The organism is Pseudomonas sp. NFACC24-1, from assembly GCF_900115235.1.
In the GTDB taxonomy this organism is placed as follows: Bacteria; Pseudomonadota; Gammaproteobacteria; order Pseudomonadales; family Pseudomonadaceae; genus Aquipseudomonas; species Aquipseudomonas fluorescens_AA.
The window spans coordinates 126729-143056 of sequence record NZ_FOVS01000010.1; the positions used below are offsets into that span (position 1 = coordinate 126729).

At 61.3% G+C, this 16328-nt stretch carries 12 protein-coding genes and 1 tRNA gene; 4 read left to right on the top strand and 9 right to left on the bottom strand.

Annotated features, from left to right (window positions below; translation table 11 throughout):
- Positions 1 to 2 precede the first annotated feature (2 nt).
- The gene (locus BM317_RS11970; protein ID WP_060743121.1) at positions 3 to 464 is read right to left on the bottom strand and encodes an Lrp/AsnC family transcriptional regulator; all 462 of its coding nucleotides are present in this window, start codon (positions 462 to 464) and stop codon (positions 3 to 5) included.
- 35 nt (positions 465 to 499) lie between these two features.
- On the bottom strand, positions 500 to 2971 hold the full coding sequence (locus BM317_RS11975; protein WP_256574132.1) for a hypothetical protein: 2472 nt from the start codon (positions 2969 to 2971) through the stop codon (positions 500 to 502).
- A gap of 225 nt (positions 2972 to 3196) precedes the next feature.
- Here BM317_RS11975 and BM317_RS11980 point away from each other — a divergent pair, with 225 nt between their 5' ends.
- Positions 3197 to 3448, top strand: a complete 252-nt coding sequence (locus BM317_RS11980; protein WP_170842323.1) for a helix-turn-helix transcriptional regulator — start codon at positions 3197 to 3199, stop codon at positions 3446 to 3448.
- Between the two features lie 183 nt (positions 3449 to 3631).
- On the opposite strand, the gene BM317_RS11985 is transcribed toward BM317_RS11980, so the two are convergent.
- The 5 genes from BM317_RS11985 to rpsU form a co-directional block, all read right to left on the bottom strand.
- A tRNA-Ile gene (locus tag BM317_RS11985) sits at positions 3632 to 3708 on the bottom strand.
- Between the two features lie 15 nt (positions 3709 to 3723).
- Positions 3724 to 7467 (bottom strand): bifunctional diguanylate cyclase/phosphodiesterase, encoded by a 3744-nt coding sequence (locus BM317_RS11990; RefSeq protein ID WP_092474395.1) that lies wholly within the window; start codon positions 7465 to 7467, stop codon positions 3724 to 3726.
- Positions 7468 to 7592: 125 nt separating this feature from the next.
- Complete coding sequence (rpoD, locus tag BM317_RS11995; protein WP_060740348.1) at positions 7593 to 9440, bottom strand: RNA polymerase sigma factor RpoD; 1848 nt, start codon at positions 9438 to 9440, stop codon at positions 7593 to 7595.
- Between the two features lie 67 nt (positions 9441 to 9507).
- On the bottom strand, positions 9508 to 11466 hold the full coding sequence (gene dnaG, locus BM317_RS12000) for a DNA primase (RefSeq protein WP_092169641.1): 1959 nt from the start codon (positions 11464 to 11466) through the stop codon (positions 9508 to 9510).
- 478 nt (positions 11467 to 11944) lie between these two features.
- Positions 11945 to 12160, bottom strand: a complete 216-nt coding sequence (gene rpsU / locus BM317_RS12005) for a 30S ribosomal protein S21 (RefSeq protein WP_002551877.1) — start codon at positions 12158 to 12160, stop codon at positions 11945 to 11947.
- Between the two features lie 199 nt (positions 12161 to 12359).
- On the opposite strand from rpsU, the gene tsaD reads away from it, so the two are divergent.
- Complete coding sequence (gene tsaD, locus BM317_RS12010; RefSeq protein WP_092474397.1) at positions 12360 to 13385, top strand: tRNA (adenosine(37)-N6)-threonylcarbamoyltransferase complex transferase subunit TsaD; 1026 nt, start codon at positions 12360 to 12362, stop codon at positions 13383 to 13385.
- Between the two features lie 8 nt (positions 13386 to 13393).
- On the opposite strand, the gene plsY is transcribed toward tsaD, so the two are convergent.
- The gene (gene plsY, locus BM317_RS12015; protein ID WP_092169652.1) at positions 13394 to 13963 is read right to left on the bottom strand and encodes a glycerol-3-phosphate 1-O-acyltransferase PlsY; all 570 of its coding nucleotides are present in this window, start codon (positions 13961 to 13963) and stop codon (positions 13394 to 13396) included.
- A 74-nt stretch (positions 13964 to 14037) separates the two neighbouring features.
- Here plsY and folB point away from each other — a divergent pair, with 74 nt between their 5' ends.
- Complete coding sequence (gene folB / locus BM317_RS12020; protein ID WP_092474398.1) at positions 14038 to 14391, top strand: dihydroneopterin aldolase; 354 nt, start codon at positions 14038 to 14040, stop codon at positions 14389 to 14391.
- Complete coding sequence (gene folK, locus BM317_RS12025) at positions 14382 to 14900, top strand: 2-amino-4-hydroxy-6-hydroxymethyldihydropteridine diphosphokinase (RefSeq protein ID WP_092474400.1); 519 nt, start codon at positions 14382 to 14384, stop codon at positions 14898 to 14900. Before folB ends, folK begins: the two co-directional genes overlap by 10 nt.
- Before the next feature lie 150 nt (positions 14901 to 15050).
- Here the strand turns inward: folK and BM317_RS12030 are convergent, their stop codons facing one another.
- Positions 15051 to 16277: a multifunctional CCA addition/repair protein gene (locus tag BM317_RS12030; protein WP_092474402.1), complete on the bottom strand. Its 1227-nt coding sequence runs from the start codon at positions 16275 to 16277 to the stop codon at positions 15051 to 15053.
- Between the last annotated feature and the right edge of the window lie 51 nt (positions 16278 to 16328).

Genomic DNA, 16328 nt, shown 5'->3' on the forward strand with positions numbered 1-16328 from the left:
GGCTAGACCGGCTGGCCCCGATCGATCTTGCTGCTGAGGATGATCGAGGTGGTGGTCTTCTCCACACCGTCCACGCTGCCGATCTGGTCCAGCAACTGGTCCAGTTGTTCCGGCGAATCGGTGCGCAGCCAGGCGACGTAGTCGAACTCACCGCTGACCGCGCACAATTGCTGGACCTGGGCCATGGCGCTCAAGCGTCGTAGCACATCCTTGCCGGAGCGCGGTTGGACCTTGATGCCCACGTAAGCCTGCAAACCACCATCAATCACCCGTTGGCCCAGTCGCACGCCATATCCGGTAATCACCTTGGTCTTTTCCAGGCGCGCCAGGCGCGAGGTTACGGTCGTCCGGGCGATGCCCAACTGCCGGGCCAGCATGGCGACGCTTTCCCGGGCATTGATTTGCAGGGCCGCGATCAGTTGGCGGTCGATTTCGTCGAGGACGGGAGGGCGGGTGTCAGGCAAGGTGGGCTCCGGCGTGGGCATCGGTGACGAGCATGTTACAGGCTCTCGCGTTCGAAATAGCCAATGGCGGGTAAGGTCAGCGCTCGCCAGGCAGGGGCCAGGTGTACTTGCGAAGGCCTGAGCCAGAAACCGTCCTGGCACACCAGCTGTTCAGCGGGCGCTTGCAGCAAAAGGGTCAGAGGCAATGACTGTACCGAACCTGGGTCGTCATTGTCCTCCGCTTCCCAATCGCGTTCAAAACAGCGCACGCGCACCTGATCGTCGTCGAAACCTTCAAACAGGGGGCGGTGACCCAGCCACTGCGGGTGCACTCGCAACGTGTGCGCCTGGACATCCAGAAGCAGCAACTGCCAGCCCCGATAGCTGCCACACAGCTCGGTCACGTCGGTAGCCATACAGGTCAGGGCCAGATAACGACCATCCGCCGACCAGATCATCGAGGGGGCCAGGTCGGTCAGCGCGCAGCCTGATGCTGTCAGCAGGTGGCCGCCAAGCCGAGGCGTCCGCGCCCGCATCCAGCTGTCGGCATATTCCGTCTCGCTGCCGAACAACCAGGCGGCATCCTGTTGGTTGGGGGCGGGCAGGATGAAGTCTCCTTCGGCGTTGGCGACTTGCGGGCGATCCACCAGGCGCCAAGGTGTAACGCTGTGCAGGTGTGAATCGCTCACCTGCAGCTCCACGGTGTTGTAGAACAGCCGGGATCGCTCATCGGGTTGAAAGAACGAAGAGTCGCTATCGCTCTGCGGCGCGGGGATGTTGCATCGTTGCAACGCGCTGCTGTCCAGGTCTTGATCGAGACGGCCGGCCACCACCGCCAGGCTCAGCCGGCCCGCGCGGAAATCGAGCAGGCGGGCGACCCACATCGTGGGCCCCTGCAGCAGCTGTCGCTCCTTCAGATCGGCAACCACCCCGTGGGTCGCGACCGTCGTGGCACCGTCGAAGGGCAGCAGGGCCAGGTAACGTCCGCAATCGGAGACCCGATGATCCAACAACCAGCGACCAGGCAATTGCCAGTCGCCGATCTGACAGCGATAACCGCCCAGCCCGTCGGGATTATCGCCAAGCCAGGTCAACCGTGCGCGCACCCCGTCCTGCATCGGCTGCGTTTCGATGAATGAATCGCCGCGCTGGCCTTGGCTGTCCAGCGGCATCACGATGGTCATGCGGGTCAACGCAAATTCGCCCTCCTGCGCGCGACCTTGGGCATCGTGACCGACCTGGGTCTCGGTATCGCCGTGGATGCTGTCCAAGCGGTAGCCATAACGCCCGGAGCCCGGTCGCGGATAGTCAAGATACGAGCCGATCTGCACATGGCTTGCGTCGAGACCCAGCAACTCGTGCCAGTAGAAGGACGGTTCTGCTTCGCTCTTCACCCAAGGCGAGGGCAGGGCGCGCCAGCCCAGGTCGAGCTGCCACAACCAATACTGGTCGCCGTCTGCATGAGGGGTTTGTTCCTGGGCCAGACACACCAGGGCGCGTTGATCGCTGCTCCATACCAACGGCGCATCGGCCGCCATCAACAGGCCGGCCGGTTGCCCGTTGACGCTGATGGTATAGCGCGGTGAAACCAGCGGTTCCAGCGGCTGGGCCAGGTCGCGAAACGTCGCGGGCAAGGCAATGTCGCCCCGCAGGCAGTGCTGGCCGTCCGCAGAGCGCCGCTCGAAGGTATGTTGAACCTGCTCGGGATGCCAATCGGAGTCCAGCCACAGGTCGGCGAAGGGGACCAAGTGGGTAACAGTGGCCGTCTGGAACAGCTCATCCAGTCGGATTTCGCGAACGCTGTCGTCCACCAGTGGGCTATGGCGCCCGCTCAACACGCCGAGATCAAAAGCATCCAACTCCCAGAGTTCGCTGTCGGCACAGCGGTACACCTGGCGCTGTTGACGGTCGAGGATGACCAGCCCCCAGTTCTGCCGGGACGGTACGGTCGCCGCGAAATAGCGCCCGTCGCGGGAGAACATGGACGAAGAGCCAAGGCCTTGCAGGAGCACGCCATCGGGGAACAGATAGTCGCAATAAGTGGGGCCGCCCATGGCGATTTCACTGTGGTTGAACACCCGGATCGGTTCGCCTTCAGGCGTCAGTTGTGGCTCGCTTCCACCCCAGGCACTGGCGCCTTTGCCGGAAGCGGGCGCCAAACCCAGACGCCGCTCCCAGGCACTGACACACGCCAGCCCGCCGCCGATGCTGGCGATGGCCGCCAGGATGCCCCACCACTCAGGCAAGGCCCGGCCCACGCTGAAACCCAGGCCGAACACGGCGCCGACGATCAACCTGCCACAGACTCGCCCGGCCGATAGAAAACCGAATCGTGCGGCAAGCCCCATCAGCAGACCGAAGAACAACACCGCCAACAAAGCCAATGGAGGCGGCAATATCGTGACGAAAAAAGCTGGCACCAGCAGGATGCCGAGTTGCCAGAACAGTTCAAGAAACAGTCGGGAGAGGCTGGGGCTGGCGATGATGGGGATCTCGCTTGAGGGGGTTGAACGGGCCTCGCCCGTCATTAATTCCCCAGAGTATTACTTCCAGGTGAGTCGAGGAACAAGGAAAGGGAGCGGCCAGTGGCCAAAGTTGCTATCGCGGTCAAACAACGGCGAGCTTTTGAAGTCGATTCGGGACGGATGTTCCGGTGAAAGGTGAGCACGTTGACTTCGAGGGCATATCTGCTTTGATTTTTTTTGAGGTTAGGTATACGTTACATTTAATTTTTTTTGTCTTGTATACATAACATGGATTATTCCCTCATCGTCGTGCGTCTGGGCGAGCAGGTTCGCAAGCGCCGCCTCAATCGCGGCCTGACCCAGGCCAATCTCGCTACCTTGGCAGGCGTTACTCGGCAGAAGGTCATTGCCATCGAAAAGGGTGACCCGTCAGTTGGGATGCTTGCCTATGCACGAGTCCTGGGGGCCCTGGATTGTGAGTTCGCCGTGGTACCGGCTGCGATGCCTACGCTTGAGGAAATCCAGGGAGTGTTCGACTGATGACGACCAGTTGCAAGCACTGGAACAAGTGCTGGCCCGCTTGACTGAACTTTGTGAACAGGCACCGAATGTGGTCGCAGCCATCAGGCAGTGTGCAGAGCCGTTTATGAAGACCTTCGCCTAGGGCGCAAGAGTCAACAGGCTCGAGAACGCAAAAGCCGCGCAATGCGCGGCTTTTTTGTATGGTGGGCCCACACGGACTCGAACCGTGGACCAAAGGATTATGAGTCCTCTGCTCTAACCAACTGAGCTATAGGCCCTCAGTAGGTCGCGGATTATAGCGACGGTTTCTCGGCTGTGCTATCCGAAAAATCCGATACGCTCACACGAAGAAACGTTGCGGCGAACTCGTCGGCGCACAGGGGCAGGCTGACGATGTAGCCCTGGATCTGTTCGCAACCTTCTTCGGCCAGGAATTGCTGCTGGGCCAGGGTTTCGACGCCCTCGGCGATGATGCTGAATTGCATGCTGCGGCCCAGGGCGATGATTGCCCGTACGATGGCCACATCGTGCGGGTCGTCGGGCAGGCCGCGGACGAAGGACTGGTCGATTTTGAGGATATCCAGTGGCAGGCGCTTGAGGTAGCTCAGGGAGGAATAGCCCGTGCCGAAGTCGTCGATGGCCAGTTGCACGCCGAGGTTCTTCAACTGGTGCAGCACCGTCAGGGCCTCTTCGGCCTGGCTCATGATGAAGTTTTCGGTAATTTCCAGTTGCAATAAGCCGGGCTGGAGCTGGTGTTCGCGCAGCAGTTGTTCGATGCGCCCCAGCAGGTTGGGCTGGCGCAGTTGGGCGCCGGCCAGGTTGACTGACAGGGGGCCGAGGCTTTCGTAGGTGCTGTTCCATTCGCACAGTTGCCGGCAGGCGTGCTCCAGTACCCAGTCGCCAATCTGCAGGATCATGCCGTTTTCTTCGGCCAACGGGATGAAGTGTTCGGGGGGAACGTCGCCAAATGTCGGGTGATACCAGCGGATCAGCGCCTCGGCCCCCACCAGGCGATTGTCGGCGAGGCTGATTTTCGGCTGGAAGGACAGTGACAGCTCGTTGCGTTCAATCGCTCGCCGCAGCTCGTGTTCCAGGGCCACGCGCTCGCTGGCCTGGGCGGTGAGGTCGCGGGTGTAGCTTTCCACCCGGTTACGCCCCTTGGCCTTGGAGCGGTACATCGCCGCGTCGGCATTCTTGACCAGCGTGGCGACGTCGCAGCCATCCTGGGGGTAGAGGCTGGTGCCGATGCTGGCGCTGATGAAGAACTCATGCTCGCCAGCCTGGAACGGTGCGGTAAAGCAGTTCAACAGCTTCTGGGCGATGTGCTCGGCATCGCTGGGCTGTTGCAGGCCCGGCAGCAGGATAATGAACTCGTCGCCGCCCAGGCGCGCCACGGTGTCGATGTCGCGCAGCTGCTCGCGCAAGCGCACGGCAATGCCCTTGAGCAGCAGGTCGCCGACCGGGTGCCCGAGGCTGTCATTGATGTGCTTGAAACGGTCCAGATCCAGGAACAGCACGGCACCCTGGCCGCCGTTTTCCTGCTGGCCGTTGAGAGCGGCCAGCAATCGGCTTTCGAACAGCGTGCGATTGGGCAGGCCCGTCAGCGGGTCGTGGTGGGCCTGGTAATCGAGTCGGGCCTGGGCGTGCTTGAGACTGGAGATATCGGCGAAGACCGCGACGAAATGGGTGATCTGCCGGTCGCGATTGCGCACCGCGCTGATGGTCAGCCAGCTGGGATACAGTTCGCCGTTCTTGCGCCGGTTGGAGATCTCTCCCTGCCAGTGTCCCTCGGCCGTCAACTGGTGCCACATCGCCGCGTAAAACGCGCTGTCATGCAGGCCGGAAGCCAACAACCGAGGCGTATGGCCCAAGGCTTCGGTTTCGCTGTAGCCGGTGATCTCGGTGAAGGCCCGGTTCACGGCGCTGATGTGCTGTTGCGTATCGGTGATCAGCACGCCTTCGGCAGTGCTCTCGAAAACAGTGGCGGCTTGTTGCAGTTTTTCCTGCATCAGGTGGCGTTCGGTGATATCCCGGGCGATGGTCAGCATGCAGTCTTCATTGCCGATGGGTAGTGGGCGGCTGGACACTTCGCAGAGCCGTATCTGCCCGTCGTTGCGACGGATGTGGCAGCTGAAATCCCTGACGAAGCCGTCCCGTTTCAGCAGGTCGAGCATCTGCTTGCGTTCGTTGAGATTGACCCAGATGCCCAGGTCCAGAGTGGAGCGGTCTACCGACAGGGCGCTGTTGAAACCGGTAATGCGGCTGAACCCTTCGTTGACTTCAATCAGCAAACCGTCGCTTTGCCGTGACAGCAGCAGGCCATCGGGCGAGGCGTGGAACGCTTTGGCGAACTTCTCTTCGGATGTCTGCAATTGCTGCTGGGTTTCCTTGAGCTGGCTGATGTCGCGCACCACCACGACCAGGGCAGGCGTCGTGTCGAGGTCGAAGGGTTCGGCGGAGATCAGTCCGGTGAATACCTGGCCGTTGCTACGGCGAAAGGGCATTTCCAGGTTGCGAATGCTGCCGGCCTGCAAGCGCAGCAACAGGCCCGGCCCGACGCCTTGGATGCCCCAGATATTCAGTTCGGTTGCGTTGCGCCCGATCACTTCTGCGGCACTCAGGCCGATCTGCTCTTCGAAGGCTTTGTTGACCTCCAGCAGGCAGCCGTCCAACAGTCGTGCAATCACCAGGATGTCCGGGCACTGGCGGAACACCGAGGCAAATTTCTGCTCCGAAAGACGCAGTGCTTCCTCGGTGCGCTTGGCTTCGCTGATATCGATCATCAATCCGCGCATCAGCGGCTCGTGCCCGTGTTCGATCAGGCTGACAATGTCGCGCACCCATAGGCAGCGGCCATCGGCGGTGATAACCCGGTAGTCGATGCAGTGATCGCGACCCGCCAGCACTTCATGGTCGCAATAGGTCTGGGCGCGGATCAGGTCGGCCGGATGAATGATGTTGCGCCAGAAGCCTGGGACCAGCCAATGGGAGAGGGGATAACCCAACAGGTCTTCGGCGTGAGGCGAAACGTAGCTGTAAGTGAAATCGCTGACCCTTGCCTCCCAGGCAATGGCCGACAGGCTCTCCACCAGCCCACGGTAATGGTATTCGCTGCTGCGCAGCTCCTGCTCCAGCTCGACGCGGCGAGCGATTTCCGAGCTGAGCCGGCGATTGATGCGAATCACCACCGCTAGTATGCCAACCAGAAGCAGCAACGCAGGCAGGCCGTAAAACAGTAAGTCTGACCAGAGGTGGCGATAGTCGTGCACATTGCCGATCCACTTCTGCTGGATCTCGGCGACTTCGGCCGGGTTCATGTCTGCCAGGACTTTGTCCAGGATGCCCACCAATACCTTGTTGTCTCGAGGGACGGCCATTGCCAGTTGATAGCGATAAGGCGTTTCCCCACTGACATAAAGGCCTTCGAGCTTGAGTTGGCGCAGGTTCCAGACACTGGAAGCCAGATCGCCCACCACCGCGTCCACTTCATCGGTTGCCAGTGCTTGCAAAGCTGAGCTGACGTTGGGCAGCGCCACCAGGTTCAGGTCGGGATGATGGTTGCGCAGCAATTCATGAGGCGCGTAGTTCTCCACCACCGCGATTTTCAGTCCATAGAGCTCCTTGAGGTTCTGGGGCTGGGCGCCACCGCGATGGGCCAGGATGACAATGGGGAAATCCAGGTAGGGACGGGTAAATGCCAGGTAATTCTGGCGCTCCGGAGTGGACATGATGCCAGGCAACAGGTCGATCTTGCCTTGTCCGACCTGCTCCAGTACGGCAGTCCAGCTGGCCGGCTCGACGGGCGTGAGCCTGACGGCCAACCGTTCACGGATGATCTCGATGTAGTCGGCGGCCAGGCCCTGATAGCGGCCTTGATCGTCGCGAAACTCAAACGGCGGCCAGGAGGCGTCAACACCCAGGCGCAGATCGGGGTGGTCCTTGAGCCAGCGGAGCTCCTCATCGGTGAGCGTCAACGCGCCAGCTGTTGCGGTCCAGGTGATCAATGACAGCAAAAGCGCGGCCGTCAGTCTGGGCATCACTGTCTCGTCATGGCTTGGGGAGGATGTTTCGAGTGTAGACGGGCAACAGGGGGTGAGGAGCGCAACGAAGGGGATTTTATCTGCACATGACAAAACCCCCGGCAGGGCCGGGGGTTTTGAGGTCACTCGTCGAGGAAGGAGCGCAGATGCTCGCTTCGCGTCGGGTGGCGCAGTTTGCGCAACGCCTTGGCTTCGATCTGGCGAATCCGCTCACGGGTTACATCGAACTGCTTACCGACTTCCTCAAGGGTGTGGTCGGTATTCATGTCGATGCCGAAGCGCATGCGCAGTACCTTGGCTTCACGGGCAGTGAGGCCGGAGAGTACTTCGCGAGTCGCTTCCTTGAGACTCTCGACCGTAGCGACATCGATCGGAGACTGCATGGTGGAGTCTTCGATGAAGTCCCCCAGATGGGAGTCTTCGTCATCGCCGATCGGGGTTTCCATGGAGATCGGCTCTTTGGCGATCTTCAATACCTTGCGGATCTTGTCCTCAGGCATTTCCATGCGTTCGCCCAGCTCTTCCGGCGTCGGTTCGCGACCCATTTCCTGCAGCATCTGCCGGGAAATGCGGTTGAGCTTGTTGATCGTCTCGATCATGTGCACCGGGATACGGATGGTGCGGGCCTGGTCGGCGATCGAGCGAGTGATCGCCTGACGGATCCACCAGGTGGCATAAGTCGAGAACTTGTAGCCGCGACGGTATTCGAACTTGTCCACCGCCTTCATCAGGCCGATGTTGCCTTCCTGGATCAGGTCGAGGAATTGCAGGCCGCGGTTGGTGTACTTCTTGGCGATGGAGATCACCAGACGCAAGTTCGCTTCGACCATCTCTTTCTTCGCGCGACGGGCCTTGGCCTCGCCGATCGACATGCGACGGTTGATGTCCTTGATCTCGGCGATGCTCAGGCCGGTCTCGGCCTCCAGCGCACTGAGCTTCTGCTGGCAACGAATGATGTCCGGCTGCAGGCGGGCAATGGCTTCAGCGTATTTGCTCTTGCCCTTGGCCAGTGCATCGGTCCAGCTTTCGTCGACTTCGTTGCCCGGGAACTGGCGCAGGAAATCAGCACGTGGCATGCGGGCGTCACGCACGCAAAGCTGCATGATCGCGCGCTCTTGCTGACGCAAGCGATCCAGGGCGCTGCGAACACGCTCGACCAGGCCTTCGAATTGCTTCGGCACCAGTTTGATCGGCATGAACAACTCGGCCAGCGCCAACAGCTCGGCAATCGCCTGCTTGTTGTTGCGGCCGTGCTTCTTCAGCGCCTTGCGGGTGATTTCCATCTGGTCGGCCACGGCGCCGAAACGCTGTGCGGCGATGACCGGATCCGGACCGCTTTCGGCTTCTTCCTCGTCGTCGCTCGCTTCGGCGTCGTCGTCATCGGTGTCGTCGTCGGCCTTGACGGCTTTCGCATCGATCGGCGGCGGCACTTCGGCGGCAGGCGGCGCAATGCCGTCGTCCGGGTCGATATAGCCGCTCAGGACGTCGGACAGGCGGCCACCTTCGGTGGTGACGCGGGTGTACTCGGAGAGAATATGGTCAACCGTGCCAGGGAAGTGCGCGATTGCGCCCATCACTTCACGGATGCCTTCTTCAATACGCTTGGCGATTTCGATTTCGCCTTCACGTGTGAGGAGCTCTACCGTACCCATTTCGCGCATGTACATGCGCACGGGGTCCGTGGTGCGACCAATGTCGGTCTCGACCGCTGCCAACGCTGCGGCCGCTTCTTCAGCGGCCGCCTCGTCGGTATCGGCGTCGGCCAGCATAAGGGCATCCTTATCTGGAGCAACCTCGAATACGTTGATCCCCATGTCGTTGATCATGCGGATGATGTCTTCCACCTGTTCCGGATCTGAAATATCCTCCGGCAGGTGGTCGTTGACCTCCGCGTAAGTCAGGTAGCCCTGCTCACGACCCAATAGGATCAACTCTTTGATACGAGACTGCTGTTGCGCTTTTCCGGACATAACACCCTATCCACTGAAGGTCTTGGCGGGCAAAAAACAAGCCGAGGATTATACCTGAGCTGTGACCTCACGCGCCAGTTGAGGTCGGGTTTGATGCGCAAACATTGCGGCTGAGTAAGTCGCGCAATTGGTTTTTCTCTTCGCTGGTCAACTCGCTCTGGCGAGCTTTTCGCAGAAGTTGTTCCAGGTTTCGCTCGCGTTGGCGGGCGGACAAGCTAGTAATGGTGTCGAAAAACTGTTGTTCAAGGTTATCTCCATCAATCAGCCATTCCTTCTCGGCCAAGGCCTTCAAGAGGCGTCCCTGCTCGGTACCGTGCCACCGTGCGATCAACTGGAAAGAGTTTAGCTTGGGGTTCTTCTGCACGGCTTCAAGGAGAGCGACCAGCAATTGCGTATTGCTGTGATCCTCGGCGGCGAAGTGCCCAGCGTCTTCTACTTTTTCCGCCAGTTGCGGGTGATGCAGCAGGGTGCGCAAAGCGGCCAGTGTTGGGGGTTCGACGGCGGCCGGCACGCGCGGGGCACGTGGCTGGTCGCGATCACCGCGCTTGCCGTTCTTGTCCCAGGGTTTCTTGTCCCATTTCTTGCCGCCGCTGCCGGGTTTTTTCGGCGTCCATTCCTGCTGGGGGGCGTAATCCTGCTGGGGTTGATGATAGTCGGCGAAATCCGGCATCGCGTCGTAGTCGATGCCCGGGTCATACGCCGGCGGCGCCTCCTGGGGGGCGCTGTGCACCAGTTGATTGACCGCTTCGCTGTTGAGACCGGTGATCTCGGTCAGGCGCTGGCGCATGAGCGTGCGCAGATTGGCGCCGGGCACCTTGTCGATCAGCGGTGCCGCGAGGGTGGCCATGTGGGCCTTGCCTTCGAGGGAGCGTGGATCGGCTTCTTCGGTCAATTGCTGGAAAAAATAGTCGGCCAACGGTTGTGCGTGCTGGTTGATCCGCGCACGGAACGCGTCGGTGCCTTCGGAGCGCACCAGGGTGTCCGGGTCCTCGCCCTCGGGCAGGAACAGGAAACGTGCCCGCCGGCCGTCCTGCAGGCACGGCAAGGTAGCCTCCAGTGCGCGCCAGGCGGCGTTGCGACCGGCCTGGTCGCCGTCGAAACAGAACAGCACGTTGGGCACGACGCGAAACAGGCGCTTCATGTGCTCTTCGCTGGTGGCTGTGCCCAGGGTCGCGACGGCGTTGCGCAGGCCTTGCTGGGCCAGGGCTATCACGTCCATGTAACCCTCGACGACGATGATTTCGTCGAGGTTGCGGTTGTTCTTGCGCGCTTCGTACAGGCCGTAGAGTTCCTGGCCCTTATGGAACACAGGGGTTTCCGGGGAGTTCAGGTACTTGGGCTTATCATCGCCCAGCACCCGGCCGCCAAAGGCGATGATCCGCCCGCGTGTGTCGCGGATCGGAAACATGACCCTGTCGCGAAAGCGGTCGTAGCGCTTGCCGGTTTCGGCGTTTTCGATCAGCAGGCCGGCGTCGATCATGGCGCGCTGCTGCAGCGTGTCGCTGCTTAGATGCTTGTACAGGTTGTCCCAGCCGGGCGGGGCGAAGCCGAGGCCAAAATCCCGGGCGATTTCGCCAGTCAGGCCGCGGCCCTTGAGATAGTCCACCGCAGCCTTGCGCGCTGGATGGCTCTTGAGGGCCTGGCGATAGAAGTCGGCCGCCGCTGTCAGCAGTGGGTAGAGCGGTGAGTCGGTCGGCTGGCGCGGCTTGTGCGGTCGACCGCTTTCCTCGCGGGGAATTTCCATGCCGGCGGCTTTGGCCAGTTCTTCGACGGCCTGGGGGAAGTCCAGGTTGTCGTGGTCCATGATGAAGCCGAGGGCATTGCCGCCCGCGCCGCAGCCGAAGCAATAATAGAACTGCTTGTCGGGGCTGACGCTGAACGAGGGCGTTTTCTCTTTGTGAAACGGGCAGCAGGCCGTGTAGTTCTTGCCTGCTTTCTTCATTTGCACGCGAGAGCTGACCACGTCGACGATGTCGGTGCGGTTCAGGAGGTCGTCAATAAAGCTCTGGGGAATCAGCCCGGCCATGGCGTTCTCATCATCACTGCGCGAAATATGGACCCGAAATCGGCAGGCGTAACCGGGTCTGGGTTTGAGGCACGCTGAATCGGTGGCTCGACCGGGTCGTCTGCATCATCGCTGTCGGGAAGTGTATCTGCCGATAATCCACTGACGTTAATAACTATCAGTATTCGACTGTTTGAATGTGTTGCGCTGAGTCCGGTAACGGCCGGTCAGGCCTCGGATAGCTCATGAAGCGGGCACGCAGGCAGGTGCCTTGGGCTGATCGTCGTTAGAGGAATCAGGGTGTGCTCGTCGGTAGCCTTGGAAGGCTCGTCAGGAAAGACGTGCACCGCTGGCAAAAGAGCCAGGTCTGACGCGGTGAAGCGTTTGTCTTGGTCGCGTCTGCGGCTTTGACGGTGAAGCATCAAGCGTTATTCCGCAAATGCCATAAGCCCGGCTTGAAGGCCGGGCTTGGCAGAAGCTTGCTACGGACGTCTGTGTATTAGTACAGGCGTACGGCGCGGCGCTGTTCGCGCTGAACTTTCTTGGCGTGACGCTTAACAGCGGCTGCTGCCTTGCGCTTACGCTCAGAAGTCGGCTTCTCGTAGAATTCGCGGCTACGAACTTCAGCCAGAACACCGGCTTTTTCGCAGGAGCGCTTGAAACGACGCAGAGCTACGTCGAAGGGTTCGTTCTCTTTTACTTTGACGGCTGGCATCCAGAGCTACCTTCATTCATTACCGGGGTCAACATCCTCGCGGCAAAAGAGCACTTGAAGACGTCGGTTTTTAAGGGTTGCGGATGTTAACCCCTCAACGCTCGGAATGCAAAGCCTCTGATCGAAAACCGCTGGTCGGGGCACAACGCGGCGACTATTATGCGCGCCTTCGAATTCAGCCTCTACAAGGCGCAAACCCATGCTAGTACTGGGATTAGAAACCTCCTGCGACGAAACCGGTGTCGCACTTTACGACAGTGAGCGCGGCCTGCTGGCCGATGCGCTGTTCAGTCAGATCGACCTGCACCGCGCCTACGGCGGGGTGGTGCCCGAGCTTGCTTCCCGGGATCACGTCAAGCGCATGCTGCCCTTGATCCGCCAGGTCCTGGCCGATGCCGGCTGCGTGGCGACCGAGATCGACGGCATCGCCTACACCGCCGGCCCGGGCCTGGTGGGCGCGTTGCTGGTCGGCGCATCCTGTGCCCAGGCGCTGGCCTTTGCCTGGGGTATCCCGGCCCTGGGCGTGCATCACATGGAGGGCCACTTGCTGGCACCGATGCTGGAGGCGCAGCCGCCACAATTCCCGTTCGTCGCTTTGTTGGTATCGGGCGGCCATACACAGCTCATCCGGGTCGATGGCATCGGCCAATACGAGTTGCTCGGCGAAACCCTCGACGATGCCGCCGGCGAAGCATTCGACAAGACGGCGAAAATGATGGGGCTCAATTATCCCGGTGGGCCGGAAATTTCCCGGCTTGCGACGCAAGGGGTCGATGGGCGTTTCGTGTTCCCGCGGCCGATGTGCGATCGCCCCGGCCTGGATTTCAGTTTCAGTGGGCTGAAGACTTTCGCCCTGAACACCTGGCAGCAGTGTGTCAGCGCCGGGGACGACAGTGAGCAAGCCCGTTGCGACATCTCGCTGGCGTTCCAGCAGGCCGTGGTGGAGACTTTGACCATCAAGTGCAAGCGTGCCCTGAAGCAGGCCGGGCTCAAGCGCCTGGTGATCGCCGGGGGCGTGAGTGCGAACAAGGCCTTGCGCACATCGCTGGAGAAAATGCTCGGTGACATGAAGGGCGACGTTTACTACGCCCGGCCGGAGTTCTGCACAGATAACGGCGCGATGATTGCCTTTGCCGGCTGCCAGCGTTTGCAGGCCGGTCAGCAGGAAAGCCTGGCAATCAGCGTGCAGGCGCGCTGGCCCATGGAGCAGTTGGCCCCCCTGTGAAACGGCCTTTAAAAATGCCGTTCGCGCCCGGCGAACAGGTCGCGTAGATTGCCCCGGTGGCGCCAGACGATCAGTGCAACCAGCACGGTCATTGGCAGCAAGGCCGCCGGCTCCTGCCAGGCCAGCAATGGCAGGGTCAGCGGCGTGGCGATCAGCGCGGCCAGGGAGCTGGTGCGGGTCAGGTAGAACGTCAGCAGCCAGGCACAGACAGCCAGCAGGGCGGCGGGCGGGTACAGGCCCAGCAGCATGCCGGCGGCGGTGGCGACACCCTTGCCGCCACGGAAGCGGAAGTACAGCGGGAACAAGTGGCCGATGACGGCGCAGACGCCGATCCAGGCCTGTTGCTGCAACGAGAGCCCTGCAAGGCTGGCGATCAATACCGGGACAAGGCCTTTGCAGAGGTCGCCCAGCAGGGTCAGGATAGCGAGTTTGCGTCCGGCCAGGCGCAGCATGTTGGTGGCGCCGGCATTGCCTGAGCCACTCATTCGCGGATCCGGGCGACCGGTCAGGCGGCTGAGCAAAATGGCGAAGGACAGCGAGCCGAGCAGGTAGGCGAGAATCGCCAGTAACCAATACATGCTAACTATTCCGGGCGAGGACGCCCTGATTCTAACGGGGCATCGCGCCCTTGTCGTGCTGCGGAGAAGAGTGCTTGGACAGAGTGTTTATCGAGGGCCTGGAAGTCGACACGGTAATCGGTGCCTACGACTGGGAGCGAGGTATCCGACAGTGCCTGCGGCTTGACCTGAGCTTCGCCTGGGACAACCGCCCGGCGGCCGCAGGCGATGACCTCACCCTGGCGCTCGACTATGCCAGCGTGTCGTCGCGTATCCAGGCATTTGCCGAGCGAGCGCAGTTTCAGTTGGTCGAGACCTTCGCCGAACGACTGGCCCAGGAGCTGATGGACGAGTTCAAGATCACCTGGCTGCGCTTGAAGGTGACCAAGCCTGGTGCCGTACCGGCGGCCAGCGGCGTTGGCGTGGAGATCGAGCGCGGATGTCGCTGACTCAGGTTTTTCTCGGGCTCGGCAGCAATATCGAGCGCGAAACCCATTTGCGGGCTGGTCTTGAGGCCTTGGCCGGTTTCCTCGTGGACATGCGCTGTTCGGCCGTGTTCGAGAGCCAGCCAGTGGGGATCAAGAGCGGGCCGTTCTTCAATTTTGTCGTCTCGGCCTTCACGGACTTGCCGCTGATGGAGTTGGATCGTCGCCTCAAGTTCATCGAGGCGGACAACGGTCGCTATGCGCCGGACCGCAAGGGGCTGCCACTGGATATCGACGTGTTGTTGTATGGCGAGCAGGTCGGCAACTTCGATGGGCTGATCCTGCCGCGTGCGGAAATCCTCAAGAACGCCTTTGTCCTGTGGCCTTTGTCGTTGATCGCGCCGGATCGGGTTCACCCGGGAGTGGGCAAGAGCTTTGCCACTTTGTGGGAAGAGTCGCAGATCGACCAGGTGCTGGCGCCAGTGGCTTTCGAATGGCGCGGCCAGCCGCTTACGCCGTCCAGCCTGTTGTGAGGCGCCTGCCGCCATCGCGAGCAAGCTCGCTCCCACAGAGGATTTCAGTCGAACACAAGACATGTGTCCACTGAGAGTCACTGTGGGAGCGAACTTGCTCGCGATGACGGCGGAAGATCCAGCAAAAACGCAAACTGACACGACCTCCCGTCAGCTCGCCGCCTCCTTGTAGCTTTTCAATGCCTTGAGGCGCTCACGCTTGATCGCCTCACCCAGCTCCGGCCCCTTGAAGCCTTTCTCCAGCAAAGGCTGCACCGCCACTGCGCGGGCCGCTGCCGCGGCGCCCCTCAGATAATCAGCCTGTGGATAACTTCGCTGCTCAAGCCCCTTGCGCCCCCGCGCATCCATCTCGCAGGCCGCAATGAATTCCTCGAAGCGCTGGGGTCGACGGTACACATCAAAACTTTGTAATAGCTCAAGCAGGGTGGATGCCTTCAGTTCAAGCGCGCGATGACCATGGGTATGGTACTGGCCCACCAATAACGCCAGTTCCTGACAGTCGCGCGGCGCCTTGAAGCGCTCGTTTACGATTTTGATCAGCTTCAAGCCCGTGTGCTCATGGGCGATGTGTCGCGGCCATTCGCGCTGGGGCGTCAGGCCTTTACCCAGGTCATGGAGCAGGCAGGCCCAGCGGACCGTCAACGGCTGTTGATGCAGTGCCGCCTGTTCCAGCACGCTCAGGGTATGGACACCGGTATCGATTTCCGGGTGATGGGCTTCAGGTTGTGGCACGCCGAACAGGGCGTCGACTTCGGGCAGCAAGACCTTGAGGGCTGTGCAGTCGCGCAAGACCTGGATAAATACCTGTGGTTGCTTTTCCATGAGGGCGCGGGAGATTTCTTTCCAGCTGCGCTCGGCCGTCAACGCCTCCAGTTCACCGGACTCGCTGAGCTGGCGCATCAGCTCAAGGGTTTCGCCCGCCACCTTGAAACCCAGCGGCGCATAACGCGCGGCAAAGCGGGCAACCCGCAGGACTCGGAGCGGATCTTCGGCGAAAGCGGGGGAAACGTGACGCAGCACCCGGGCTTCCAGATCGCGCTGGCCGTGGTAGGGGTCGGTCAGGTTGCCATGGTCATCTTCAGCCATGGCGTTGATGGTCAAGTCCCGGCGGACCAGGTCTTCTTCCAGGGTGACTTCAGGGCTGGCATGGAAGACGAAGCCGCCATAGCCGCGGCCGCTCTTGCGCTCGGTGCGGGCGAGGGCATATTCCTCGCCGGTCTTCGGGTCGAGGAATACCGGAAAGTCGGCCCCCACGGGGCGAAAACCCTTGGCGAGCATTTCCTCGGCGGTGGCTCCCACGACGACCCGATCGACGTCGGTGTTGGGAATGCCCAGCAGGCGATCGCGTACGGCGCCGCCAACTTTATAGATCTGCATAAAAAACCTCCGTTGGTCCGACAGGATAACCTTTGCGTCGGACGTCCGGAG

Excerpts from the sequence above, each read along its gene's own strand:
- dnaG (WP_092169641.1), bottom strand. The coding sequence starts at position 11,466 with ATGGCCGGGCTGATTCCCCAGAGCTTTATTGACGACCTCCTGAACCGC.
- plsY (WP_092169652.1), bottom strand. The coding sequence starts at position 13,963 with ATGTATTGGTTACTGGCGATTCTCGCCTACCTGCTCGGCTCGCTGTCC.
- rpsU (WP_002551877.1), bottom strand. The coding sequence starts at position 12,160 with ATGCCAGCCGTCAAAGTAAAAGAGAACGAACCCTTCGACGTAGCTCTG.
- folK (WP_092474400.1), top strand. The coding sequence starts at position 14,382 with ATGTCGCTGACTCAGGTTTTTCTCGGGCTCGGCAGCAATATCGAGCGC.
- BM317_RS11975 (WP_256574132.1), bottom strand. The coding sequence starts at position 2,971 with ATGACGGGCGAGGCCCGTTCAACCCCCTCAAGCGAGATCCCCATCATC.
- BM317_RS11990 (WP_092474395.1), bottom strand. The coding sequence starts at position 7,467 with ATGCCCAGACTGACGGCCGCGCTTTTGCTGTCATTGATCACCTGGACC.
- tsaD (WP_092474397.1), top strand. The coding sequence starts at position 12,360 with ATGCTAGTACTGGGATTAGAAACCTCCTGCGACGAAACCGGTGTCGCA.
- rpoD (WP_060740348.1), bottom strand. The coding sequence starts at position 9,440 with ATGTCCGGAAAAGCGCAACAGCAGTCTCGTATCAAAGAGTTGATCCTA.
- BM317_RS12030 (WP_092474402.1), bottom strand. The coding sequence starts at position 16,277 with ATGCAGATCTATAAAGTTGGCGGCGCCGTACGCGATCGCCTGCTGGGC.
- BM317_RS11980 (WP_170842323.1), top strand. The coding sequence starts at position 3,197 with ATGGATTATTCCCTCATCGTCGTGCGTCTGGGCGAGCAGGTTCGCAAG.